Source organism: Pseudomonas mandelii (assembly GCF_024138395.1).
In the GTDB taxonomy this organism is placed as follows: domain Bacteria; phylum Pseudomonadota; class Gammaproteobacteria; order Pseudomonadales; family Pseudomonadaceae; genus Aquipseudomonas; species Aquipseudomonas mandelii_E.
In genome coordinates this window covers 389659-414269 of the sequence record NZ_JAMYDU010000001.1, presented here as the reverse complement: position 1 = coordinate 414269, position 24611 = coordinate 389659, and the positions used below count along the sequence as shown (strand labels likewise).

Sequence of the window (24611 nt, the reverse complement as noted above, 5' to 3'; positions counted from 1 at the left end):
CACGATTCCTTTTTCAACTGTCGATTCAAGCCTTCACGGCGTCCCAAACATCGCCGTCCAGTAAATCCCCGCGTCACTCTTCGGGTCCACCGCATAAGCCGCACCCAACTCGCGAAATTGCGGGTTCATCAGATTGGCGCAATGGCCCGGGCTGGCGAGCCAGCCATCGACTACTTTGCGCACAGTGTCTTGCCCGGCGGCGATGTTTTCACCGACTTGCTGACCCGCATAACCCGCCAATTCAGCCCGATCACCCGGCGTGCGACCATCGCGGTCCTTGTGATCGAAATAGTTATTGTTGGCCATGGCCCGGCTATGGGTCTCGGCCGCGGAGCCCAGCGTGGCGTTCCAGGCCAGCGGCGTCGTGGCGGTAAAGGCTTGGGTGCCGCACTGGCGCGTCTGAGCGCGGGCGCTGTTCATCGCTTCAAGCAGTTGTTGCCCCTCTGCCTGCCAGTCGCCCAGACGCCCGGTCAACAGCGGACGCGCCAGCACAATGCGCCATTCACGGCCATCGCGGCTGACGCCGATGTCGACGAATTGCGGGTCCAGCACCACTTGGCAGAAGCTCTCCTGAATCGCCTTCATGGCGGACGGCGCATCACGCGGGCCAGACAAGCTGATCGCCTGCACATTGACCATCGGATACGCCGCGCGGGCCAGTGCCTGCTGCAAGTCGCCGATACTGTTGGCGGACAACACCAGGCGCGGATCGCTCGCCAGTGGCGGCAACTCCGAAGACGCCTGGCCGCCGCAGCGCTGCGCCTGGCTGCGGTAAACGTTGATCGACTCGACCAGCTGCGTTTCATCAGCCGCCGACGCGGCGACGCTAAACATTAGCCCGAATGACAACACGGCAAGATGCAAAACGGATGACAGGCTGCGCATGAAATTCTCCCTTGGACGGACTGCGCCCATGATGCGCGATTTCCCCCCTCCCGATGCAATGCCTTTTCGCCTCGAATGCAGTTTATTGTCAGGCGGCTGGAATGACGTGCGACGACTACAATCACAGCAGGTCAGCACGACAACATCGCCGTTTCATTGCTCAAGCCAGTGTCATCGGAAGGATCGATCATGCGATTAAAATGGGTAGTCACCTGCTTCGCAATCATCCTTCTAGGAGATCAGGTGTTGGCGACTGACCAGGAGCAAAAACAGGAAGCGGCTGAAGACAAGGCGCAGGTCCTGGAACAGAAAGCGGCAGAAAAGGACAGCGAACTTCCGGTGCCCAAGTCCGAAGCCATTACCACCTCCGAAGTGCAGGCAGTCGATCCGGCGGGCGCCGCGCCGCTGGACGATGCCATTACTTGCCTTGCACGCAGTATCTATTGGGAAGCCAAAGGCGTGGCGCCTGCCAACATGGAAGCCGTCGCCAGCGTGGTCATGAACCGGCTCGGCCAGGAGGGCTTCCCCGATACGGTGTGCGCCGTGGTCAAGCAAGGTTCTGAAACGGGCTCCTGCCAGTTTTCGTGGTGGTGCGACGGACGTGCGGATCAGGTAAAGGAAGACAACGAATATGCCCTCGCCAAGGAAATCGCGCGCAAGGCACTCAACAAGCAACTCACGGATCGCACCCATGGTGCTTTGTATTTCCACGACAGAACGGTAAAGCCCGCCTGGGCGAAGAAATACACGAGGACGGCCGAGACCCGCAAGTTTCTGTTTTATAAACCTCGTGGCGGGACGGCGCAGTAGGCGGCCGTAAACCATCGCGGGTCCAGGCGCGCTGTCGCATAATGCCGTGCAATGACAACTGATATGAAAACCCATTTTGAGATAAGTGATGTCCCTGAGCCCAACATCAAGTAATCCATCAGCCGCCGACGGTAACAGCATGATCGAGGTCACCGAGGTTTCCATTGCCCAACTGCGTGCTGCGCTCGAGTCCGGCCAGACGACGGCGGTTGAGCTGGTCCAGGCCTATCTCGCCAGGATCGACGCCTACGACGGCCCCGACACGCCCACCGCCCTCAATGCAGTGGTGGTTCGCAACCCCGATGCGCTCAAGGAAGCGCAGGCGTCCGATGCCCGTCGGGCCAAGGGCGAGACGCTGGGGCCGCTCGATGGAATTCCCTATACAGCCAAAGACAGTTATCTGGTGAAAGGGCTCACCGCAGCCTCCGGAAGTCCCGCCTTCGCGAACCTGATTGCTTATCGCGATGCGTTCACCATCGAACGGCTTCGTGCCGCTGGCGCGATTTGCCTGGGCAAGACCAATATGCCGCCGATGGCCAACGGCGGCATGCAGCGCGGGGTTTATGGCCGTGCCGAGAGCCCTTACAACGCTGACTATCTCACCGCCCCCTTCGCATCGGGCTCATCGAACGGCGCCGGCACTGCAACCGCCGCCAGTTTCGCGGCATTCGGCCTCGCCGAAGAAACCTGGTCGAGCGGACGTGGCCCGGCGTCGAACAATGGTTTGTGTGCCTATACGCCTTCGCGCGGAGTGATCTCGGTGCGCGGGAACTGGCCGTTGACGCCGACCATGGACGTGGTCGTGCCGTTTGCCAGAACCATGGCCGACCTGCTCGAAGTGCTCGATGTGGTAGTGGCGGACGATCCCGACACACGCGGCGATCTGTGGCGGATGCAACCCTGGGTGCCCATCCCGAGTGTCGCCTCGGTGCGTCCCGCTTCCTATAGGTCGCTTGCCGCGAATACCGATGCCCTCGCCGGAAAGCGCTTCGGCGTTCCTCGTATGTACATCAACGCGGATCCCGAGGCGGGCACGAGCGATGCGCCTGGTATCGGTGGTCCGACGGGCCAGCGAATCAACACCCGTGCCTCCGTGATCGGGCTCTGGGAGGAGGCTCGCAAGGCACTCGAAGCCTTTGGTGCCGAATTGATCGAGGTCGATTTTCCGCTGGTCTCCAATTGCGAAGGTGATCGTCCTGGTGCACCGACCGTGTTCAACCGCGGCCTGGTTTCCAAAGAGTTCCTTCACCATGAGTTGTGGGATCTGACGGCCTGGGCGTTCGACGATTTTCTGCGGGCCAACGGCGATCCAGAACTCAATCGTCTGGTCGATGTGAACGGACCGCTGATCTTCCCGCACGACCCAGGAACGCTGCCCAACCGTGAGGGCGACCTTGCCGCTGGCATGGATGAATATGTGCGGATGGCCGAGCGCGGTATCACCCCTTGGGACCAGATCCCCACGGTGCCTGACGGACTACGCGGCCTTGAACAGACGCGCCGAATCGATCTTGAGGACTGGATGGACCGGTTGGGGCTCGACGCGGTGATCTTCCCGACGGTGGCCGACGTTGGGCCGGCGAATGCCGATGTCGATCCGAAGTCTGCGGACATCGCGTGGAGTAACGGTGTCTGGGTCGCGAACGGCAATCTCGCCATCCGCCACTTGGGTGTTCCCACGGTCACGGTGCCGATGGGCGTGATGCCGGACATCGGCATGCCCGTCGGGCTGACCTTCGCCGGTCGTGCTTATGACGATTCGACGCTGCTGCGCTTGGCTTCGGCGTTTGAGTCGACGGGAACGAAACGATTGATTCCGCCTCGAACCCCACCGTTGTCGGGTGGTCAATAAATAGGAAGGGCGGGATTGGGGCTCGGTACAGGCTCCAATCCCGCCCGGTAACGGTAAGCCAGTCGCTCGCAAAAAATATTTTGCAGCGCTGCCGATGCGTGTTCCCGGCAAAAAGGTGCAGTGCCTTGTTTTTCTAACGCAGTCCTGTCCAGGTTGAGAGGTGGATTTCATGAACAACATCATCTACATCGTCGGGGTAGTTGTGATCATCGTGGTAATCCTGTCGTTCCTGGGGTTTGCATAGCGCGCGCCGCTTCGAAGGTGGCACGGGCGTCACCCGTCACATAACGATGCCGATATCGTCCGCAAAGCAACGGCTGCGCTGGAATGCGTCCATGCAGCGACGCAGAGGCAGGCGCTGCCGCTGTTTTCCTGATGACCAACGGCTTTACGGGAAAAGGGTGGGAAACGGGGAAAGGTAAACACTGAACAGTTATGGTTTTATTGCGTGACCATCGTCAATGTGGGGAGTGTCCGTTGGTTTCTTCTCCGGAACTATAAAGTTCACTGTCGTGCTGGTGAGGATCTTGTGAGTCGGGTCGGCCACTTCAAGAAGAAGCGTGTGAGTGCCGGGCTTCAGTCCGACCAGGATAATCGGGTCTTCACTGGTATGCGCCCATGTACCTTTCCAGTCATCGACGGTCACGTGAAGGTGACCCAGACGTGGTGATACCTCAACAGCCGCTTTGCCAAATACCGGCATGATCCTGGCGTGCTCTGTTCGATACTGGATGATGACCACTCCGCGAGCGAGCGGCTCGGCAAGTGGCGGATAGGCAATGAGTTTGGGTACCGTCTCAGATTCCAGTGGGAGTATTGCCGGTGGGTGATTGCTGTCTGCTAACCCTTGACCGCACGCTGCCATGCAGAAGAAGACACCCAAAACAATGGCGACTGGATCTCTGAGAGCGAGGGGCATTGTAGGGTTCTCCCACGTGACTTCATGCAAGCCTAGATCAAACCGAGTATTGTCAGTGTTTATTTAAAAGCGGATTTTATTGACACTCACTGACCGGGATGCGCTCAGCTATCGGCCCAGCAGAGGTGCCAGCAATGCACACATGCTGCGCCAGTGCGAACCCTCCCAGTAAACCCGTTGGCAGGCGTCGCAGCGCAGGAAGTGCGAGTAGAGGACGCCAATGCGTGGCGGCACCTGCGGCCGGGCCAGTTCCGGGCTGATCTCGTGCAGCGGCAGGTTGCAATGAAGGCACAGGCTGAATGGCTGCGCGCTACGCGCCAGGTCGAGGCGCTCATACAATTCGCGCAGCTGCAGCGACGGTTTCAGGGCATGCACGTAACAGCCGTGGCTGATGATCCGCCGCTTGAGCAGTTCGCGGTCACGGGTTAGCACGATGCGTCCTTGCTGCGCAGCGATCTCGGCGATCTCGCTATCCTCGAAACCATTGTCATAGAGGGTGTCGAAGCCGCTCATGCGCAGCAGGTTGGCCAGCCCGCCAAGGTGCGCATCAGCGACGAAGCGCAACACCCGTAAAGGTTGCGCACGAACCTTGAGCAGCGGGCTGATGTCCAGCGCTTCGAACTTGGGATACACCGCCAGTCGATCACCGTCGAAAATCACCCGCTCGAAGCCCACCGACTCGCCGTTGAGCAGCACCAGCTCGACCTCGGTGTGCGGTATCCCGAGCGCCTCGATCATGTGCTTGACCGTCGCCCCTTGCGCGCACTCGCAGGTGAAGGACTGCCGCCGCCGTTCGGCCGGCAGGAAATCGTTGAGCTCCTCATAGAAGCGGAAGGTTGCACTGGTCATGCTCAACAGTATGGCAGGGCTGCAGGGTGAACGAGTCTGGTCCGGACATCTTCCAACACGGGTTAACCCTTCACAGCCGCTTCAATTGCAGCGATGTCGATCTTGCCCATCTCCATCATGGCGTTGAATGCGCGCTTGGCCGCCGCTCGATCAGGATCGTTTATCGCCGCTGTCAGAACGCGTGGTGTGATCTGCCACGACAATCCCCACTTGTCCTTGCACCAGCCGCATACATTTTCCTGGCCGCCATTTCCGACAATCGCGTTCCACAAACGGTCCGTTTCGGCTTGGTCGTCGGTCGCAACCTGGAACGAGAAAGCTTCGTTGTGCTTGATCGCCGAGCCTCCGTTCAGCCCCAGACAAGGGATGCCCATCACCGTGAACTCAACCGTCAGGACATCGCCCTGTTTGCCCGCCGGATAGTCGCCAGGCGCGCGAAGGACAGTGCCCACGGCGCTGTCCGGGAACGTCTCGGCGTAGAACGTCGCAGCGTCCAGCGCGGAGCCGTCGTACCAGAGACAAATCGTGTTCTTGCTGATCATCTTGGTTCTCCAAAAAATGGCGTGTAAATCAGATGCCCTCGGTCATGATCGACTGGCGTTTGGTCAGGCGGCTGACCGCGAACAGAATGGGCTATTAATTTTTGCACTCCGACAACACCACCTGGCAGGTATCGGGCGTACCACCGGATCGGCCGGCATAGCGGATGCAATTATCCATGGATTTTTTGCGAGCCATGCTCAAGGTATCGCCCCACGCCAAGCCACCTTCGCCCGCCGTAGGTATCGCTTTTGCGTAGCAGTTTGAGCCTATGTTTGAGGCCGAATAGCGAGCCGTGGAAGCTTTACCCGCACATCCCGCCATCAGCGCCAGGTTGATGGCGAGCAGGGAGGGCAGGACCCATGACGAGCATTGGCGTGCTGTTTTTCCGGTCATCCCGTTTCCCCTGAGGCTAGAGGCGTGTTTGTGCTCGTGCTCTACTCAGATTAGTCGACCCATGGCGGTGGCTTCGCTACTATTTTCACAACCACACGATAATGGCCGTTTGCAAGGTTAAAACCGGCGCTTGATTAGAGGAGACGCAGCATGGACCGATTCACCGGCGGTTGCCTGTGCGGCAACGTCCGAATCGAGGCGTCGGGCCTCCCATACCGGGTCGGCCTTTGCCACTGTCTCGATTGCCGCAAACATCATGGGGCGCTGTTTCACGCTTCCGCGATATTCCCTCAGGACGCGGTGACGATCGAGGGCGAAACACGCGACTACGCCGGGCGGTTTTTCTGTCCTCGCTGCGGTTCCTCCGTTTTCGCCCGCACCAATGACGAAATCGAAGTGAACCTGGGATCCCTGGATGCCCCTGACCAATTGAAGCCCACCTACGAAAGCTGGATCGTCCGTCGCGAATCCTGGTTGCCGTTGTTTCCGCTGACGCGACGATACGAGCGCGATCGTGATACCTCGGGGCGCTTTGAGGAGTAGGGTTGTCACTCCAGAACGAACACAAGATTCGACCTGTTATCGACTAGGTCTCCCGGCCACAACTCTCGCAAAGGAATGCACATGATCGATGGTCCCGCCGTATTAACAGTTTTTTTGGTTTACCTGGCTGGTGTCGTTATTCCAGGGCCAAATTTCGTTGCAGTGGTCCACAAAGCGGTGGCGGCTACGCGGTCAGAAGCATTGGCCCTGGTCGCAGGGATCGTATTGGTCAACTTAATCTGGGCCACCTGTGCAATTGCGGGTATCGGCGTTGTATTTGCTGCGTTCCCTTGGGCGGCGCTGATCGTAAAAGTTCTGGGGGCCGCCTATCTGATGTGGTTTGGATTGCGACTCTTGATCAAGGCCGGGAAGGGTGCGCCTGCCCCTTGTAACAATGCTGTTGTCGGAAACTTTCGGCAGTCATTCATTCAAGGGGTCGTTACGAATATCGGGAACCCTAAATCCATGGCCTTTTACGCCGCTATTTTTTCAGCGGCAGCCCCGGCCCACGTTTCGCCAGGCACGTTTTTATCGATGCTGGCGGTCGTAGTGGTGGTTTCGATGACTTGGTATGGCGTGGTCGCAATCGCTCTTTCGCAACCTGAGATCGCATCAGGGTATCGAAGGAGTAAAAAGGCAATTGATCGACTCTGTGGCAGTTTGATTTTGGCACTGGGGATCCGACAACTGGTTCAATAAGCCGAAGGGTCGAGGGGGGCCGGTGTGGTCGCACGCCGGCATCATCTGCACCGGCGAGACTTATGTGAGGGCCTCATCGCGAGCAGGCTCGCTCCCACAGGGTATTTGGTTCGGCGCGGTATTTGTGTGAGGCGGTAATCAAACTGAGGGAGCGAGCCTGCTCGCGATGGGATTGTTGGTCGACGTTGATGTTTTTATAACGATAAATACTTATATTCTATTTGTTAATTCGATTTTATTATTTATCTAATATTCTATTAAGGAATAAATAGATAACTATATATTCCTTTTGCTGCTGGTTCGGGTGGTGCACTTTGAGGGCCTGCACATCCATGCGGATGCGCCCGACACCAGACAGGAAGCCTCATCATGACCATCAAAGCGATCAATGTCCGGAACCAGTTCAAGGGTGTCATCAAGGAAATAGTAGCGGGTGAAGTGGTGTCCGAAATCGATGTGCAAACCGCTTCCGGGATCGTCACCTCGGTGATTACCACCCGTTCGGTGCGCGACCTTGAATTGAAAGTGGGGAGCGAGGTGATTGCCTTCGTCAAATCCACCGAGGTGTCGATCGCCAAGCTCTGAAATTGAAATGTGAGCGACGAAAATCCTGTGGGAGCGTGGCTTGCCCGCGAAGAATGCACCGCAGTTTTTTCAGGTATTACGCGTCATCGTTCTTCGCGGGCAAGCCACGCTCCCACAGGTTCTACGTCTTGACTTACCGGCATTGTGCTCACTTTCCATAACGTTGAGGTTTTCATGGCGACTCCTTTCAAACGCTCCGCATTGACGCTGTTGGCAGCCTCCGTGGCTGCGGTGAGTGCGTTACTCAGCCCCGGCGCTCAGGCTGAAGGCAAAATCAGCATTGCCCAGCAATTTGGTATCGGTTACCTGATCCTGGATGTGGTGCGCGATCAGCAGCTCATCGAGAAACATGGCAAGGAGCAGGGCCTCGACATCAAGGTCGACTGGAACAGCATTTCGGGTGCCACGGCGATGAATGAGGCGCTCTTGGCCGGTGCGCTGGATGTGGTGTCGGCAGGCGTGCCGCCGATGCTGACGATCTGGGACCGGACCAAGGGCAAACAAAACGTCAAGGCCATCGCCTCGCTGGGGTCGATGCCCAATTACCTGCTGACCAATAATCCGAACGTAAAAAGCCTCAAGGACTTCACCGAAAAGGACCGCATCGCGGTGCCGGCAGCAGGGGTAGGTTTCCAGTCGCGCACTTTACAAATCGAAACGGCGAAACAGTTTGGTGCGCAAAACTTCAAAAAATTTGACGACATCTCGATCAGCCTCGCCCATCCGGATGCGACGACGGCGCTGATTGCCGGCGGTTCAGAGATCAACTCACATTTCTCCAGTCCGCCGTTCCAATATCAGGAGCTGGAGAGTCCCAACGTGCACAAGGTGCTGAGTTCCTACGACGTATTGGGTGGCCAGGCCACGTTTAACGTGCTGTACACCACCGAGAAATTCCATGACGAAAATCCGAAAACCTACAAGGCGTTTTACGCGGCACTCGCCGAGGCCGAGAAAATAATCAAGGCCGATAAACCCGCAGCCGCCCAGACCTATATCCGGGTGGAACAATCGAAGCTGGCGCTGCCACTGGTTGAGAAAATTGTCGCCGATCCTGAAATCGACTTCACCGTCGTGCCCCAGCGCACCTTCATCTACGCCGAAAAACTCCAGGAACTCGGTGTGCTGAAAAACAAGGCTGCCAGCTGGAAGGATTACTTCTTTGAAGAAGCATACGCTAATGAGGGCAGTTGAGCGGGTCTGCTACAAAGCGTGCGTCGCGGCTTGATTTACTAGCATTAGGGCTTACGCAACACAAGCAACAACAACGCCGCAGCCGCCAGCCCCGCCCCGACGATGAAAGTACTCGCCGAGCCCGAGGTCTCCCACAGCGCGCCGGCCAGCACACTGGCGATCAACAGGCACACGCCGCTGATCAGATTGAACAGGCCGAAGGCCGTGCCTCTGAGATGTTCGGGCGCGGTGTCGGCGATCAGCGTCGCGAGAATCCCTTGGCTGAAACCCATATGCAGGCCCCACAGGGCCACTCCCGCGAGCATGGTCATGATCGAATCCGCTTGCGCCAATAACAGGTCCGCCAGGATCAGCAGGACGATGCCGATGCACAACACTTTGGTGCGGCTGATTCGATCTGACAGCCAACCGGCGGGGTAGGCGGATACCGCATAGAGCAGCGACATGACCACCATCACCATCGGCACCCAAGTGGCCGTCAGGCCTGTTTGCTGTGCTTTCAATACCAAAAAGGCTTCGCTGAAACGGGCCAGCGTGAAGAGTCCGCCGATGATCACCACCCACCAGTAACCACGGGAAAAATCCCGCAGAACCTTCCAGTGAATGGGCGAGCGAAAGGCGCGTTCGCCAGCGGCTGCGGTCGGTTCTTTTACCCCGCCGACAATCAGCGCCACTGAGATCACCGCCGGGATCACCGCAAACCACAACACCAGATGGATCTGCCCGAGCCAGAGCATCAGCACGATAGCCAGGATCGGGCCAAGAATGGCGCCCACGGTGTCCATCGATTGGCGCAAGCCAAAGCAGGCGCCACGGATTTCGGCGGGTGCAATATCGGCGACCAGCGCATCGCGCGGCGCGCCGCGAATACCTTTGCCGATGCGATCCAGAAAACGCGCGGTGAACACCACCTCCACCGACTGCGCGAGGGGAAAGAGCGGTTTCGACAAAGCTGCCAGACCGTAGCCCATCAACAGCAGGCCTTTGCGCCGGCCGATAAAGTCGCTGATGGCCCCGGAGAAAATCTTGGTCAGCATCGCGGTCGCTTCGGCGATGCCCTCGATCACGCCGACGGTCAACGCGCTCGCGCCCAAGGTCGTGACCAGAAATATCGGCAGCAGGCTGTGTACCAGCTCTGAAGACAGGTCCATGAACAGGCTGACAAAACCCAGGGCCCAGACCGTGGAGGGGATACGGACTGAGGCCGGTCTGGGTTTCGAGAGTTTGTCCATGCTGGTTTCCGGGATTGAATGCTCACCGATTGTTTATGTCGCCAACCCCGGCGATCAGGCCTTATAGGTTCTGACTCAAAAACAGCAACGTATTGCCATGTGCCTCTACCGCCGCCCGCTGGTTGTAGCTGTCACGGTGTGAGCAGTTGAAGCCATGTTCGGCCCCCGGATAAACCTCGATATCGACGTCGTCGTTGAACTCGAAACGCTCGGCGATTTGTTTCACGGCGTCGATGGGGATGTGGCTGTCCTGTTCGCCGAAGTGCATCAGCACGGGCACTTTGATTTCATCGGCTCGATCCAATTGGTTCTGAATGCCGCCGCCGTAGTAGGCGATTGCCACATCGACGAAACCATTGGCCGCGGTGTTGTACGAGAGCATGCCGCCGAAGCAGAAACCGATAGAAGCGATTCTGCCGTCCAGCCCCGGCTGTGCTTTCAGGGCGTCGATGGCCAGTTTGATGTCGGCCTGCGCTTTTTTGGTATCGGTGGCGTTCATCAGTTCGACGGCGCGTTTCCAACCCGTTTCGTCGTAGCCCAGTTCGATACGGTGGCCGTTGCGCCAGAACAGATCCGGCGCGATGACCAGGTAGCCGTCGGCGGCGTATTGCTCGGCGACCGAGCGGATGTGTTCGTTGACGCCGAAGATTTCCTGAATCAGCACAATCCCCGGACCTTTACGGGTATGGGGGATGGCCAGGTAAGCGCCGAATGTGCCCTCGGCGCTGGTGATCTCGATCCATTGGGTGGTTACGCTCATGATGGCTCCTTTACATAAGTTGGGTGAGTTACCGAGACGCTGGCGTATCAGCAGTGACTACGCCGCCAGAAGTATCGAGCCAACAGCGCGTCCACGCTGAGTTTGCCTGCCCCCGAGAGCAACAACGGCATGAAGGCTGCAAGGTAGATCAGCGGCAGTTTGAAGTTGCCGTAGCCTTTATTGCTGATGGCATAACCCTGGGCAAGTTCACTCAATGTAGACCAATCGGCCGGCCAGTGAACGGCAGCGGTCGCGACGATCGTGACCACGATCAGAATGATGGACGAAAGGCGCGTCCCCAGGCCCACCAGCAGGGCGAGGGCGCAGATCAGTTCGGCCCACATCGCCAGTTCCCAGTTCAGCGTGGCCGGCACGTGGTTGAAGGGAAACGGGAAGCGGTGCTGGATGTCGGCGAACCAGTTCTGGCCGTTCCATTTTTCCAGGCCTGACTCGAAAAACTCCCAGGCCAGGAACAATCGCAAGGTCAGAGGGGCAATCCAGTTGCCGGCACGGTCGAGGTTCAGGTGCAGGCTTTTGATGGCTGATGAAAGGGAGGTGTTCATGGGTTTGATCTCTGTGAATTTGATCGGTGGCGGGCAATCACCTGTAGCAGCTGCCGAGCAGCGCGAGGCTGCGTTCGGCTGCGAAGCAGTCGCAAACCCGGTGTGCGCGGTTTACCTGAAAGACCGCATCGGCTGATTTCGCGACTGCTTCGCAGCCGAACGCAGCCTCGCGGGCTCGGCAGCTGCTACGGTCGGCCAGAGGGTTAAACATAGGCGCGGGTCTGGCTCCGTTTGTACTTCTGTGCAATCTTGCCCAGCAGCCGAATGACGATCGCCGAAAACATTACGCCGAACGGCAGCACGTACCAGGCGCTCAGGGGGATGCGTTTGAAGTTGGAATAGATGAACACCGCAGCGATCACCCACATACCGCTCACATGCAGCGCTTTCCAGGCTTTGGGGCCGATCAGCCGCGTCGTGGTTTTGAACGAGGTCAGCGCCATCAGCAAAATAAACAGATAACCGACCGAACCCGGGATGTTGCCGACCGTGGTCCGGCCGGGCCAGAACTCGGGGTTCAGTTGGCCATAGCTGTAGATCAGGATGGCGTGTACCAGGTGAGAAAACGCGAAGGCCAGGCCGAGGAACCGCCGTTCGCGCACCAGCGATCGGGTGAAAGGCGAGGGCACCAGCACAGCGAGGGCCGACGCGGTGAAGGCGGCGAGAAACAGCGCAAACGAGGTCCGTGCGGTGGCGCGAATGGCGCTGCGCGTGGCCTCCACCAGATCCGGGTTGAGCAGCAGAATCAGGCCGGTCATCAACAGCACCAGCAAGGACAGCAGGCCAAACAGCGACCAGCCGTGGTAACGGGGAACTTGGGTCATCATGACAACACTCCTGAGCAAGGGCCGACCCGGTTTTGCCGGTGGTCAGCGGACGGCGGGAGTGTTGCAACCTGCTGTATGGGTGGTATGTCCGAAAGGTCGCCCGGCGCAAGTTCATGTATCCCGAGCCACAACAGATACATTCCCATACAAAACTGTGATTCAGCCCCGACCTGGGGCGTCTAGCGACAGTGTCCCCGCAATCCCATGGGGCGAGACTTCGGAACCCGGCATGCAAGCGCTGTTGAACGAGATCCTTGACGCAGTCCGACCGTTGATCGGTCAGGGCAAAGTGGCTGACTACATTCCCGCCCTCGGCACCGTGCCGTCCAATCAGTTGGGCATTGCCGTGTATGGCAATGACGGCGAGTTGTTTTGCGCCGGCGACGCCGACACGCCGTTCTCGGTGCAGAGTATTTCCAAGGTATTCAGCCTGGTGCAGGCCATCGACCATTCCGGCGAAGCGATTTGGGAGCGCCTGGGCCACGAGCCGTCCGGCCAGCCGTTTAACTCGCTGGTGCAGCTGGAGTTCGAGCGCGGGCGCCCGCGCAATCCCTTCATCAACGCCGGTGCGCTGGTGATCTGCGACATCAACCAATCACGTTTTGCCGCGCCGGCGTTGTCGATGCGCGATTTTGTCCGGCGCTTGTCCGGCAACCCGAATGTCATGGTGGACGGCAAGGTCGCCGAGTCGGAATACCAGCACCGCGCGCGCAACGCGGCCATGGCTTATCTGATGCAATCGTTCGGCAACTTTCATAACGACGTCGAAGCCGTGCTGCGCAGCTACTTCAGCCATTGCGCGCTGCGCATGAGTTGCGTGGATCTGGCCCGCACGTTCTGCTTTCTGGCCAACGACGGTTTCTGCAAACACAGCGGCGCCCAGATCCTCAGCGCCCGCCAGACCCAGCAAGTCAACTCGATCATGGCCACCAGCGGGCTGTACGACGAAGCCGGCAACTTTGCCTATCGCGTCGGTCTGCCGGGCAAAAGCGGCGTTGGTGGTGGCATCGTCGCCGTGGTGCCCGGGCAATTCACGGTGTGCGTCTGGTCCCCGGAATTGAACACCGCCGGCAATTCCCTCGCCGGCATGGCGGCGCTGGAGTTGTTGAGTCAGCGGATTGGCTGGTCAGTGTTCTGATGGCCTGTCTTGACTAGCGCCCGATGACCGCTACCGTGAAGCAGGCATTCTTTGACTCACCCGAGCGGGTGAAGGGGCAGGTGACTTCATGGTGAAATTCGGTTCCGCGCTTCTAGTCTTCAATGAGCCGGACGCTCATGTGCGCAAAGGGTTGTCTGCCGTGGTCCAGATAGGCAATACCCTCTGGGTCGCCAATGATGAATCCTTGAGCCTGGAGCGCCTCACCCTGCATGAGCGCACCGATGCGGGCGAGTTTCTGTTTGACCAGCACAAACAGTTCCCGTTGGCGTCCCTGTTGGCGCTGCCGGTCATCCCGAAGGATGGCGAAGAATTCGTTGAGGCAGACCTGGAAGGCATGAGCTACGACCGCGACACGGGGTATCTCTGGATTGTGGGGTCTCACAGCCTGAAACGGAAAAAACCCGATAGCACCAAGTCCCTGAAGAAAAACGCCGAGCGTCTGGCAACGGTCAGCAGCGATGGCAATCGTTTTCTCCTGGCCCGGATTCCGGTGGTCGAAGAAAACGGGACGTTCACTTTGGTGAAGGGCACCGCCAGCGATGATCGAGTCGCGGCCCAATTGGCCGGTAATCAACTGGGCAACGAATTGCTCGATGAGCTCAAGGACGACGAGCATGTGGGAGCCTTTCTGCACATTCCCGGCAAGGACAACGGGTTCGATACCGAAGGCCTAGAGATCAACGGCAAACGTGTTTTTATCGGGTTGCGAGGGCCGGTGTTGCGGGGCTGGACCATTGTTCTGGAGATTGAACCTGAGGACCATCCCAAGACCGCCCACACGCTGACACTGAAAAAAATCGGGCCTGGGGGGCGAAAATATCGAAAGCATTTTCTCCAGTTGGGCGGACTCGGTGTCAGGGACTTATGCATCGAGGGTGACGACATGTTGATCCTGGCCGGGCCGACGATGAACCTCGACGGGCCTGTCAGCGTATTTCGCTGGCAGGGCGGCGCCAGGCCAACAGATGAGAGTTTTGTCTACAGCGAACAATTGACGCCGGTCCTGGAGGTTCCCTACGGGCAAGGAGGGGATAAAGGCTGCGATCATGCCGAAGGACTGACCTTTATCAGCACCGCCGGCGTAGAAGAGCCCTTGCTGCTGGTGGTTTATGACGCGAACGCCGCGTGGCGCAAACCGGGGAGCAATCGCCTGGAGCAAGATGTATTTCGACTGGCGAAAAAGTAACCGCCATTGCGCCCCGGTGAATGACGCTCCACGGATTTTCCTATACATTTTCTGGCCGCTCCCCTGCATGGTGAAACCGTTTCATGTCTCTCGCGCTCGAACGTCTAGTCGCTGGTACGCCGATCCCTTTTGCCGGTAATCGTGTCACTGTCGTCAGCCCCGAACTGGCGGCGCGCTTTCAGCCCGGCGACCATCTGCTGGTGGAGCAGGTCAGCGGCGAATTGTTGCTGATTCCCGTGGCGGATCAGCACGCAGCGGCAGTCGCCATCGAGCGCGCCGAAGCGGCGTTCGCGGCGATGTCCAGTGTCTCGGATCAGGCCATTAGCGAGTTCTTCGATCGCTTTGCGCAACGCCTGGAAACTCCGGAATGCTGGGCCCTGATTGCGGCCGCCAACCTCACTGACATCGAGCGGGCCAAGGCACGCGGGCGTTCCACCACGCGGTTGCTCGCCGATGAGCGCATGCGCCGCGACATGATCGCCGGCCTGCGCGCCTGGCGCGATGCACCGGCCACCCGCGGCAAGGTCGTGAGCTGCGTCGAGCATGACGGCTGGAAAGTCGAGCAAGTGGTGTCGCCATTGGGCATCGTCGCGTTCGTGTTCGAAGGCCGGCCGAATGTCTTTGCCGACGCCGCCGGTGTTTTGCGCACGGGCAACACGGCGGTGCTGCGCATTGGCAGCGATGCGTTGGGCACCGCCCAGGCCATCGTCACCCATGCATTGAATCCGGCGCTGAGCGATGCCGGATTGCCGATCGGCGCGGTGTCGCTGGTGGAAAGCGTCAATCACGCCGCCGGTTGGGCGATGTTCGCCGACCGACGCCTGTCATTGGCCGTGGCCCGTGGTTCGGGACGTGCAGTCAGCCAGTTGGGCAGCATCGCCCAGCAGGCCGGCACTGCCGTCAGCCTGCACGGCACCGGTGGCGCCTGGCTGATCGCCGACCAGGACGCCGATGCCCGGCGCTTTGCCGCCGTGGTGCGCAACTCGCTGGACCGCAAAGTCTGCAACACCCTCAACGTTTGCCTGATCCACCGCGATCGCGCCGGCGAACTGGTGCCGTTGTTTCTCGACGCGCTGCAACAGGCCGGCACCGCTCGGGGCCAGGGCTGCAAGTTGCATATCGTTGAGGGCAACGAACCTTGTTTGCCGGCCGATTGGCAAACCGCGAGCGTCGAGGTGTACCGCGCCGAAGGCTATCAGACCGAAGCGTTGGCCGAACCGCTGCCTGAGGATCAATTGGGGCGCGAGTGGGAATGGGAAGAAACCCCGGAAGTCAGCCTGAAGATCGTCGATGACCTGGACCACGCCATCGCCTTGTTCAACCGCTACAGCCCGCAATTCACCGTGTCGCTGATCAGTGAGGATGCCCCGTCGCAGGAGCGTTTCTACAACGCGGTCAACGCACCTTTTGTCGGCAACGGGATTACCCGCTGGGTCGATGGGCAGTACGCGCTGAACAAGCCGGAACTGGGGCTTTCGAACTGGGAGAGTGGGCGCCTGTTTGCACGTAGCGCGATTCTCTCGGGGGATGGTGTGTTTACCATCCGTAGCCGCATGACTCAGACGGATCTGTCGGTTAAACGCTGAGACGGCACTCCAGAACAGCCGCGCAAACGTGGGAGCGTGGCTTGCCCGCGAAGAACGATGACGCGTTATACCTGAAAAAACGCGGTGCATTCTTCGCGGGCAAGCCACGCTCCTACAGGTTATTCGTCGCTCTTGTATCTTGCCGGCATCAGGGACAGCCCCCCGACCGCAGGCAACGCCACGCACTATACTTAATGTGTGTGCCTGTCTGCGGTGGGGCGGGCGGCGCATCTGATTACGTGAGGATGGCGCCATGAAACTTCATTCCTTTCAACATTACTCTCATCATCTGGAAACGGTCGTTCACGACGCGTGGATTACCACCCGGGTGAAGTCGGCCCTGGCATTGGCCGACTCAACCCTTGGCCTGCATGTCCATGTCAAAACCCATGCGGGCAGGGTGGCATTGAGCGGCCGCGTCAATACCCATAGACAATGTGAGCAGGCTGTTGCTCTGGCCCGTTCGGTTCAGGGTGTCGTCGACATCGATGCCAGCGAATTGCTGACGCACGTGTTCACGCCAGGCAGTTTTCCTGAAGCACCTAATGCCGAAGACACTCCTGAGCGTCGGCCACCCTCGTCAGCCAAGACAGACGACAAATGACAAGAGGTAACGCTGCGCCAAGCCTGGCGCGGCTTTGGTGTGCGAATCCCTCAGGCGGCTTCGACCGCTTTGCCATAAACCGCACAGGTGCCAGGATGCTCGGCCAGCGACAGGAACGTGCGGCTGTCGGCATCCAGAGCATCGACTGAGCCGGTCTCGATGTCATAAACCCAACCATGCAGGTTCAGCAGGCCTTTTTCCTGGGCCAGACGCACGCTCGGGTGAGTCTGGATATTCGCCAGTTGGGCGATGACATTTTCCCGGACCATCGAACTTACCTTGGCTGCGTCGCTGGCGTGGGGGCGGGAATCATTGATCACCTTGGCCGACTCGGCGTGTTGTAACCAGCCGCTGACGGCGGGCAGGTTATCCATGCATTTGCACTGGGCGATGGCGGTCATGGCGCCGCAGTCCGAATGCCCGCAGATCACGATGTCGGTCACGCCCAATACCGCGACCGCATATTCGACCGTGGCCGACACGCCGCCGGGATGCGGACTGTAAGAAGGCACGATATTGCCGGCATTGCGCACCACGAACAGTTCGCCGGGCTCTTGCTGGGTCAGCAGTTCCGGCACCACGCGGCTGTCGGAACAGGTGATGAACAACGTGCCGGGATGCTGGGTGGTGGCCAGGTGTTTGAACAGGTCGGTACGTTGGATGAAGGCTTCGTTCTGGAACTTCAATAAACCTTCGATGAGGGCTTTCATGGCTGATGTCCTTGCAATGAATGAGAGGGGCTAATGCCTGCAGAACTGTAGGAGCGAGGCTTGCCCGCGAAGAATGCAGCGCGGTTTTTCAGGTACTACGCGTCATCGTTCTTCGCGGGCAAGCCTCGCTCCTACAGGTTCTGCGTCTTAATTGACTGGGTTGTTTTTAGAAAGGACGCAGCGGCAGGAATTTACCGTCCAGGGTAATCACCGCGCGCGAACCGCCTTCCGGGTCTTCAACTTTCTTCATGTCCAGCTTGAAGTTGATCGCGCTGATGATGCCGTCGCCGAATTGCTCGTGAACCAGGGCTTTGAGCGTGGTGCCGTAGATCTGGATCATTTCGTGGAAGCGGTAGATGGTCGGGTCGGTCGGGATACCCGAAAGGCTACCGCGCAGCGGAATAATCTGCAGGCCGGCCACGGCGTCGGCGTCCAGTTCGAGTTTCTCGCCAATCACCTTGGCGGCAGCTTCCGGCAGCGGATGCTGGCCGAGCAGGGCAGCGGTGACATAGGCCAGGCCCAGGCCGGTGCCGTCGGTCAAATCCTGCCAGGACAGATTCTTGCGCGCCTTGGCATCGAGGATCGAAGTGGTCAGGGCCAGACTCGGGTCTTGGTAAGCATGGGACTGTTGCATGGTGTGACTCCTATTGGTTATCGCTGGAAAGTGCAGCCATCTTCGGTCGATTGATCAATAGGGTCCAAGACCGATATACAATGCTTCACATAAGTCCTGCCTATAGATGGTGTCCCCCATGCTGCTCCGACATTTGCGCTACTTGCTGGCAGTCGCCGACCACGGTGGCTTCACCCGCGCCGCCGAGGCGTTGCACGTCTCCCAGCCGACCCTGTCCCAGCAGATCCGGCAACTGGAGGAAACCCTGGGCGTCAGCCTGTTCGACCGCACCTCGCGCACGGTCAAGCCGACCGATGCGGGGCTGGCCTATATCGAAAGTGCCCGTCGGGTACTGGTGGAACTTGAAGCGGGGAAACGCGCACTGCATGACGTGAAGGATTTGTCTCGCGGCAGTTTGCGACTGGCCATGACGCCAACGTTCATGGCGTATTTGGTGGGGCCACTGGTGCGCGACTACGTGGCGAAATTTCCGAACATCCATCTGCAGATTTCCGAATTATCGATGGATGACATCGAGGTCGGGCTGCTCGATGACTCGCTGGACATCGCCATTGCCTTTACCCCGGTGAGGAGCCCCGACATCGAGTGCGTGCCGGCGTTTGTCGAGACCTTGGGCGTGATGGTCGGGCGCAGTCATCCGCTGTACGAGCACCAGAGCCCGCTGTCGCCGAAGGAGCTGGCACAACTGGATTTCGCGTTGCTGACGCAGGACTTCATCACCCGATCCTCCATCGACGGGTATTTTCGGCAACAGAACATCACGCCCAAAGTGGCAATCGAGGTGAACTCGGTGAGTACGCTGCTGGAGGTCATTCGCCACGCGCCGATGGCCACCATCCTGCCGGAACCCATCGCCACTGCGGAACGGGCATTGCGCAAAATTCCGCTGCTGGGGGAGGCACCCAACCGAGGGGCCGCGCTGCTTCGGCGCAAAAACAACTATCACAGTGCGGCGTCGGTGGCCTTTATGGAGCTGGTGTCGGGCGCTGCGGTCGAGTCGGCGAAGTCAGTCATCCACTGATTGGCACAGCCCGTTGGGAGCCTTGCCGGTGGAGGACACGGTCACCGAATCGTCATCGGCGAGAATGATCGAGATCGTGATGCCCGAACCCCTGGCTTCGAAGCGACGATCGTTGATGGCTTTGGTTACCGCCTCTTTACTGTTGATCAATACCGGGCCGTCCTGGTCCGCATGAACGACGACTTTACCGGGGCAGTCCACATCGAATGAGGGAATGCCAGGGAGGGTGTTCGCATGCGCAACATTCGCCATCGCCAACACTATGAAGATCAGGATTTTGTTCATCGCAAGCCTCCAGAAATCCAGCAGGGCATACGGTTAACCATAGCTTTGTTTGGTGCGCACGAGACAAACGAAAAGACCCCGCTCGATATTCCGAGCGGGGCCTTCTTCGTTACTGAGGGGGGATATCAATACAACCGATCAATCACCCGAACTTCGTTCTGGTTCTGCATCGATGCCCACGCCTGTTTCAGCGTTTGCAGCACATTACCGATGAAGTCCTTGTCGGCCGCGGCTTTCTTGCCGACATAACCCTGGCCGCGACGGTACATCTTCAGTCGGGCGAGCAGGTTCTGGTTGTTCTGGTCGAATGCTTCTTCGTGGGCATGGGGCGACAGGCAGTCGATATGAACCTGGCCCGATTTGCTGATCCACAGAATATGGCTGTCCTGGCTGTCTTTTTGCGCAGCGAACAAGCGAGCCAGTTCATCGATAGTAGGTTGATTGTTCAGATTCATTGTAAGCCCCTTGACCATTTGGTGATCTTTCAAAATTGATTCGCTAATACAAGTAGCCCATCGGTTAGTTGATCCCTGGCACCGAAACCAGGACGTCAGCGGTCGGCCGTCAATACGACGGGGTCCCGCGTCTGTTGCATGTAGTCGTGTTGAATAACTGCTACGCAATAGCGTCACAACGAAGAGAAGCAGCGAAAACCTGGAGGCCACTGCCGACATTTTCAGGGTCGGCCACAAGCTTCATGAGGATTGATCGCCAGCGCTTCTCGTCCTTGTACTGGACGTTCAGGCCAGGTCAGCTTCTTCAATCTGCCTTGTGGGCAGCGTGTATCCGGGAAAACAGCTCGGCGGTCAGACGAGCTTGCTCAAACGTGTTGCCTGTACTCCCGATCGGGGAGATGTCTGCATCATGCAAGGGCAAATCGGAGGCGTCAACGGTTTTGTAGTGAATATTTATGCTCACTACATATTGTCGGACAAAGTGGTTTTGGAATTAGCAAAGTCAGGTGTGGCTGGCTGTGGCGTCGTTGGAATCGCCAAGATCGCAGCCTTCCGTAGGAGCGAGGCTTGCCCGCGAAGGCCATCACGCGGACACATTGCTGGACCGCGTCATCGTTCTTCGCGGGCAAGCCTCGCTCCTACGGGGCCGGGGTAGGAGTTGCCGAAGGCTGCGATGTTTTAAAACGGTAAACGGTGCATGGATAACCATCAATGGGCATGCGATGGAGGGTGAATTCACCGCTCGTGAGATCGGGCATCACCCTGGCCCAGAACCGCTGCGCAGTCTGGTTGGCCTCGATGTGGAAAATCTGCCATTGCCCGGGGAACCGGTTCAAGAGGGCAGAGACGACAAACTTCGCGACGCCTTGGCCACGAAAGCGTCGACTGACAAAAAAGTAACCGATGTTGTGCTCGGCGCCGACGATATGGGTTTCGTTATCCACGCTCACAAAACCGGCAAGCTCGCCGTCAACCTTGATCAGAAACGGTCTGGTTGCAGGATTGCGCCAATAATCAAGCCTGGGCTGGATGTTGAAGAAGCCATTTTCCCCAAGTTTCAGCGGCAGCCATTCGCTGAAGTCATACACGTAGAACTGCATCAGGTTTTCGATGGTTTCCAGTTCGTCGCGCTGAGCGGCGTGCAGTTCTATCGAGGGCTGGTTTCTGATTGTCGTCATGGTTGTACCTTTCAGAAAGCAGGGCTGTTGCCTGATGCGCCGCAGAACCTGTAGGAGCGAGGCTTGCCCGCGAAGAACGATGACGCGTAATACCTGAAAAACCGCGGTGCATTCTTCGCGGGCAAGCCTCGCTCCTACAGTTGAAGAACATTAGACCACCCTCAAGCCTTGCTCGCCGGTTTCACCACTCGTTTGGCACCGGTCGAGGGCTTGCGTTTGGCCGGTTTGCGTTTGTTTTTCCATGGTGTGGCGCCACGTCCGGCCGGGCTTGCCGGCCCGCTGATGGTCAGATTCAGGCCGGCGCAACGGGCCACCTGCTTGCTCATCCATGCAGCTTGTTTGGTGACGAATTCTTCCAGGCTCATTTCACCGCTCTGCACCATGTCCAGGGCCTGCTCCCAGATCGCCGTAGTGCCGGGATCGGCAATGGCGCGCGGCACGGCGTCGATCAGGCTGAACGCTGCCGGTGTCGCGGCCAAGGCTTTGCCGTTCTTGATCAGGTAGCCGCGGTCCAGCAGGCCCTGGATGATCGAGGCGCGGGTGGCTTCGGTGCCGATGCCGGTGGTGTCCTTGAGCTTTTGCTTGAGCAGTGGGTCTTCCACCAGTTTGGCGACATTCTTCATCGCCTTGATCAGATCGCCTTCGGTGAATGGCTTGGGCGGCTGGGTCCAGAGGTCCTTGAGCTTTACATCGGCCACCGCGCAGTCACGCCCTTCGGCCAGTGCCGGCAGTGTTTGCGGCGCCGGTGCTTCGCGTCCCTTGGCAGGCGCGAGGGCCTCGGGCAGGGCGCGTTTCCAGCCGGCCTCGACAATCTGCTTGCCCACGGCGCGCAAGGCTTCACCGGCACAGTCGAAGTCGGCCTGGGTCCGGTCGTACTCATGGTTGGGCAGAAACTGCGCCAGATAACGCGCACGAATCAGGGTATAGACCGCCCGTTGCTTGCCTGCCAGTCGGTCGAGGTTTTTCGCCGCCGCCGTCGGAATGATCCCGTGGTGAGCGCTGACCTTCGCATCGTTCCAGGCCCGTGAGCGACGCTGGGGCTCCAGGTAATCGTGCAACGCGTTCAGGGCCGGGTCGGCTTGCCTCAGCGCAGCAAGAATACTTGGGGCTTCGCTGTGCTGGCTCAGCGGCAGGTAACCGCAGTCGCTGCGCGGGTAGGTGATGACTTTGTGGGTTTCGTACAGCGCCTGGGCGATATCGAGGGTTTCCTGAGCGCCGAGCCCCAGCTTCTTCGAGCAGACTTCCTGCAGCGTGCCCAGATCGAACGGCAAAGGCGCGACTTCGCGCATGCGTTCGGTGCGCAGTTTGATCACCCGAGCGCTCGCCGCACCGCCAATGGCCGCAGCCGCTTTCTGAGCCAGCGCCTGATTCAGGCAGCGGTCCTGATCGTCGCAAACGTCGGAGGCCGCACGCCACTGGGCGGTGAACGCGGTGCCGTCGTGCAACAGTGGCACATCGATCGCCCAATAAGCCACCGGGATGAAATCAGCAATGCTGCGGTCGCGATCCACCACCAGGCGCAAGGTCGGCGTCTGCACCCGACCGACCGGCAATACACCCTGATAGCCAGACTGACGCCCCAGCAGGGTGAACAGCCGACTCATGTTCATCCCGATCAACCAGTCGGCCCGGGAGCGCCCCAATGCCGAATGATAAAGGCTGAACGTTTCGACGCCGGGCTTGAGCGCCGCCAGTGCCTTGCGGATCGACGCGTCGTCCAGCGCCGACAGCCACAGCCGCCGGATCGGCCCGCGATAACGGCAATGCTCCACCAGTTCCCGGGCGATCATCTCGCCCTCACGGTCGGCGTCGGTGGCAATCACCAGTTCACTGGCCTCGCCGAGCAAGCGTTTGACCGCCTTGTACTGGCTGGCCGTGCGCGGTTTGACGGTCATCTTCCATTTTTCTGGAATGATCGGCAGATCCGCCAGCACCCAGCGCTTGTAACGTGCGTCATAGGCATCCGGCGGTGCGGTTTCCAGCAGATGGCCGATGCACCAGGTCACCGTGACGTTCGTTCCCAGCCAGCAGCCGTCGCCCCGACGCTTGGCGCCGAGCACGGCCGCGATGTCTTTGGCCTGGGAAGGTTTTTCACAGAGGTACAGCTGCATAACCACCATCGTCGATCAATGTTCGAGAGGTGCACAGAATGGCGGCTGATGAGCGATGGAGCAATCTTTATCTGTATGGATGTACAGCTTAAGCTGTTGCGGTTGATGACAGCGGTCAGTCCACCACAAACAACCTGGCGCCAATGGCCGTGGATGAACGATGCGCTTCGGCATTGTCCGCCACTTGATAGCTCATGCCCGGCGTGAGAACGAAGACTCGACCGTCTTCCAGTTCGGTGTGCAGTTCTCCCTCCAGGCAAAACAGCACGTGCCCCTTTGAGCACCAGTGATCGGCCAGATACCCCGGCGTGTATTCGACGATGCGCGCACGAATCGCGCCGAACTGCCGGGTGCGCCACAGAGCGCTGCCAGTCTCGCCCGGGTGTTCGGCAGGTTCGATTTGCGACCAATCGGTGGTGCCGAAGGGGATGTTGGCAATGTCCATGCTGCTCTCCAGGTGTGGGGCATGCTGTTTTGGGGGGCTTCACTGTAGCTCAAGCAAGCTCCGTTCGGCTGTGAAGCAGTCGCGATGCCGAAACATGAGGTATACCTGTCGGATCGCGGATTACAGCGCAGCAGTACAGAGGATCTTATTCCATGAAAGCTCCCGGACCCGGTAATCCCATTGCCATCAGCCCTCAACCTGGCTGCGTGGTGGTGAAGTTCCATGGCATTCAAGTGGCGTCATCCACTCGGGCGCTGGTCATGCGTGAGGCCAATTATCCTCCGGTGTACTACATCCCCCGTGAGGACATCGCCGAACAATATTTCGCCCGCACCGACCACACCAGCTATTGCCCGTACAAGGGCGATGCCAGCTATTTCAGCCTGCAAATCCCCGGGCATGAAGGTGCCAATGCGGTTTGGAGTTATGAGCACCCGAAAGTGTCTGTTGCGCAGATTCGTGGATATGTGGCGTTCTATCCTGAAGAAGTGACGTTTGAAGTGCTCGATACCTGAGGTTGTAGCAGCTGCCGAGCCCGCGAGGCTGCGTTCGGCTGTAGCAGCTGTCGAGCCCCGGCGAGGCT

General features: G+C 59.1%; 29 protein-coding genes. 13 read left to right on the top strand and 16 right to left on the bottom strand.

The window, feature by feature from the left end; genetic code table 11:
* Window positions 1-33 precede the first annotated feature (33 nt).
* Entirely contained in the window at window positions 34-885 is an 852-nt protein-coding gene (locus NHU87_RS01835) for a CAP domain-containing protein (RefSeq protein WP_253545052.1), read from the bottom strand.
* Window positions 886-1074: 189 nt separating this feature from the next.
* On the opposite strand from NHU87_RS01835, the gene NHU87_RS01830 reads away from it, so the two are divergent.
* Window positions 1075-1695: a cell wall hydrolase gene (locus NHU87_RS01830; protein ID WP_253545050.1), complete on the top strand. Its 621-nt coding sequence runs from the start codon at window positions 1075-1077 to the stop codon at window positions 1693-1695.
* 139 nt (window positions 1696-1834) lie between these two features.
* Window positions 1835-3547 carry an amidase gene (locus tag NHU87_RS01825; RefSeq protein WP_253545048.1) on the top strand — a complete coding sequence of 571 codons (1713 nt, stop codon included), beginning with the start codon at window positions 1835-1837 and terminating at the stop codon, window positions 3545-3547.
* A 433-nt stretch (window positions 3548-3980) separates the two neighbouring features.
* Here the strand turns inward: NHU87_RS01825 and NHU87_RS01820 are convergent, their stop codons facing one another.
* The 4 genes from NHU87_RS01820 to NHU87_RS01805 form a co-directional block, all read right to left on the bottom strand.
* Window positions 3981-4466 carry a DUF6130 family protein gene (locus tag NHU87_RS01820; protein WP_253545046.1) on the bottom strand — a complete coding sequence of 162 codons (486 nt, stop codon included), beginning with the start codon at window positions 4464-4466 and terminating at the stop codon, window positions 3981-3983.
* Window positions 4467-4574: 108 nt separating this feature from the next.
* Window positions 4575-5315, bottom strand: coding sequence for a Mut7-C RNAse domain-containing protein (locus NHU87_RS01815; protein WP_253545044.1), 741 nt, complete (start codon window positions 5313-5315; stop codon window positions 4575-4577).
* A 62-nt stretch (window positions 5316-5377) separates the two neighbouring features.
* Complete coding sequence (locus NHU87_RS01810) at window positions 5378-5857, bottom strand: VOC family protein (protein ID WP_253545042.1); 480 nt, start codon at window positions 5855-5857, stop codon at window positions 5378-5380.
* Window positions 5858-5951: 94 nt separating this feature from the next.
* Entirely contained in the window at window positions 5952-6251 is a 300-nt protein-coding gene (locus NHU87_RS01805) for a hypothetical protein (RefSeq protein WP_253545040.1), read from the bottom strand.
* Window positions 6252-6401: 150 nt separating this feature from the next.
* Between NHU87_RS01805 and NHU87_RS01800 the strand changes: the two genes are divergently transcribed.
* The 4 genes from NHU87_RS01800 (at window position 6402) to NHU87_RS01785 (ending at window position 9272) form a co-directional block, all read left to right on the top strand.
* Complete coding sequence (locus NHU87_RS01800) at window positions 6402-6794, top strand: GFA family protein (protein WP_253545038.1); 393 nt, start codon at window positions 6402-6404, stop codon at window positions 6792-6794.
* An 81-nt stretch (window positions 6795-6875) separates the two neighbouring features.
* Window positions 6876-7493, top strand: a complete 618-nt coding sequence (locus NHU87_RS01795; protein WP_253545036.1) for a LysE family translocator — start codon at window positions 6876-6878, stop codon at window positions 7491-7493.
* Between the two features lie 369 nt (window positions 7494-7862).
* A complete protein-coding gene (locus tag NHU87_RS01790; protein ID WP_253545034.1) occupies window positions 7863-8078 on the top strand; it encodes a TOBE domain-containing protein in 216 nt (71 codons plus the stop codon).
* 174 nt (window positions 8079-8252) lie between these two features.
* Complete coding sequence (locus NHU87_RS01785; protein WP_253545032.1) at window positions 8253-9272, top strand: ABC transporter substrate-binding protein; 1020 nt, start codon at window positions 8253-8255, stop codon at window positions 9270-9272.
* A gap of 44 nt (window positions 9273-9316) precedes the next feature.
* On the opposite strand, the gene NHU87_RS01780 is transcribed toward NHU87_RS01785, so the two are convergent.
* The 3 genes from NHU87_RS01780 to NHU87_RS01770 all read right to left on the bottom strand — a co-directional run bounded on the left by NHU87_RS01780 (window position 9317) and on the right by NHU87_RS01770 (window position 11827).
* Window positions 9317-10504 carry an MFS transporter gene (locus NHU87_RS01780; RefSeq protein ID WP_253545030.1) on the bottom strand — a complete coding sequence of 396 codons (1188 nt, stop codon included), beginning with the start codon at window positions 10502-10504 and terminating at the stop codon, window positions 9317-9319.
* Window positions 10505-10565: 61 nt separating this feature from the next.
* Window positions 10566-11264 carry a dienelactone hydrolase family protein gene (locus tag NHU87_RS01775; protein ID WP_253545029.1) on the bottom strand — a complete coding sequence of 233 codons (699 nt, stop codon included), beginning with the start codon at window positions 11262-11264 and terminating at the stop codon, window positions 10566-10568.
* A gap of 47 nt (window positions 11265-11311) precedes the next feature.
* The gene (locus tag NHU87_RS01770) at window positions 11312-11827 is read right to left on the bottom strand and encodes an HvfX family Cu-binding RiPP maturation protein (protein WP_253545027.1); all 516 of its coding nucleotides are present in this window, start codon (window positions 11825-11827) and stop codon (window positions 11312-11314) included.
* Here NHU87_RS01770 and NHU87_RS01765 point away from each other — a divergent pair.
* Window positions 11826-11963, top strand: a complete 138-nt coding sequence (locus tag NHU87_RS01765) for a hypothetical protein (RefSeq protein ID WP_253545025.1) — start codon at window positions 11826-11828, stop codon at window positions 11961-11963. The genes NHU87_RS01770 and NHU87_RS01765 overlap by 2 nt on opposite strands.
* Before the next feature lie 67 nt (window positions 11964-12030).
* Here the strand turns inward: NHU87_RS01765 and NHU87_RS01760 are convergent, their stop codons facing one another.
* Window positions 12031-12654, bottom strand: coding sequence for a ferric reductase-like transmembrane domain-containing protein (locus NHU87_RS01760; RefSeq protein WP_253545023.1), 624 nt, complete (start codon window positions 12652-12654; stop codon window positions 12031-12033).
* 229 nt (window positions 12655-12883) lie between these two features.
* Between NHU87_RS01760 and glsB the strand changes: the two genes are divergently transcribed.
* The 4 genes from glsB to NHU87_RS01740 all read left to right on the top strand — a co-directional run bounded on the left by glsB (window position 12884) and on the right by NHU87_RS01740 (window position 17189).
* Window positions 12884-13792, top strand: coding sequence for a glutaminase B (gene glsB, locus NHU87_RS01755; protein WP_007904438.1), 909 nt, complete (start codon window positions 12884-12886; stop codon window positions 13790-13792).
* A gap of 88 nt (window positions 13793-13880) precedes the next feature.
* Entirely contained in the window at window positions 13881-14999 is a 1119-nt protein-coding gene (locus NHU87_RS01750; protein WP_253545021.1) for a DUF3616 domain-containing protein, read from the top strand.
* 83 nt (window positions 15000-15082) lie between these two features.
* Window positions 15083-16585: an aldehyde dehydrogenase family protein gene (locus NHU87_RS01745; RefSeq protein WP_253545019.1), complete on the top strand. Its 1503-nt coding sequence runs from the start codon at window positions 15083-15085 to the stop codon at window positions 16583-16585.
* A 253-nt stretch (window positions 16586-16838) separates the two neighbouring features.
* Entirely contained in the window at window positions 16839-17189 is a 351-nt protein-coding gene (locus tag NHU87_RS01740) for a BON domain-containing protein (RefSeq protein ID WP_253545017.1), read from the top strand.
* 50 nt (window positions 17190-17239) lie between these two features.
* Here NHU87_RS01740 and NHU87_RS01735 read toward each other — a convergent pair whose 3' ends face one another.
* Window positions 17240-17899 carry a carbonic anhydrase gene (locus tag NHU87_RS01735; RefSeq protein WP_253545015.1) on the bottom strand — a complete coding sequence of 220 codons (660 nt, stop codon included), beginning with the start codon at window positions 17897-17899 and terminating at the stop codon, window positions 17240-17242.
* A gap of 166 nt (window positions 17900-18065) precedes the next feature.
* Entirely contained in the window at window positions 18066-18533 is a 468-nt protein-coding gene (gene cynS / locus NHU87_RS01730) for a cyanase (protein ID WP_253545013.1), read from the bottom strand.
* Window positions 18534-18651: 118 nt separating this feature from the next.
* Here cynS and cynR point away from each other — a divergent pair, with 118 nt between their 5' ends.
* Complete coding sequence (gene cynR, locus NHU87_RS01725; protein ID WP_253545011.1) at window positions 18652-19554, top strand: transcriptional regulator CynR; 903 nt, start codon at window positions 18652-18654, stop codon at window positions 19552-19554.
* On the opposite strand, the gene NHU87_RS01720 is transcribed toward cynR, so the two are convergent.
* From NHU87_RS01720 to NHU87_RS01700, 5 genes are all read right to left on the bottom strand, one after another.
* Window positions 19540-19839, bottom strand: a complete 300-nt coding sequence (locus tag NHU87_RS01720) for a hypothetical protein (protein WP_253545009.1) — start codon at window positions 19837-19839, stop codon at window positions 19540-19542. The genes cynR and NHU87_RS01720 overlap by 15 nt on opposite strands.
* 125 nt (window positions 19840-19964) lie before the next feature.
* A complete protein-coding gene (locus tag NHU87_RS01715) occupies window positions 19965-20294 on the bottom strand; it encodes a hypothetical protein (protein ID WP_038984224.1) in 330 nt (109 codons plus the stop codon).
* Window positions 20295-20932: 638 nt separating this feature from the next.
* Window positions 20933-21472: a GNAT family N-acetyltransferase gene (locus tag NHU87_RS01710; RefSeq protein ID WP_253545007.1), complete on the bottom strand. Its 540-nt coding sequence runs from the start codon at window positions 21470-21472 to the stop codon at window positions 20933-20935.
* Window positions 21473-21633: 161 nt separating this feature from the next.
* Window positions 21634-23583, bottom strand: a complete 1950-nt coding sequence (locus NHU87_RS01705; RefSeq protein WP_253545005.1) for a DNA topoisomerase III — start codon at window positions 23581-23583, stop codon at window positions 21634-21636.
* A 115-nt stretch (window positions 23584-23698) separates the two neighbouring features.
* Window positions 23699-24028, bottom strand: a complete 330-nt coding sequence (locus NHU87_RS01700) for a DHCW motif cupin fold protein (protein ID WP_253545003.1) — start codon at window positions 24026-24028, stop codon at window positions 23699-23701.
* A 152-nt stretch (window positions 24029-24180) separates the two neighbouring features.
* Here NHU87_RS01700 and NHU87_RS01695 point away from each other — a divergent pair, with 152 nt between their 5' ends.
* Window positions 24181-24543 (top strand): DUF427 domain-containing protein, encoded by a 363-nt coding sequence (locus NHU87_RS01695; RefSeq protein ID WP_253545001.1) that lies wholly within the window; start codon window positions 24181-24183, stop codon window positions 24541-24543.
* The last annotated feature ends 68 nt before the right edge of the window (window positions 24544-24611 follow it).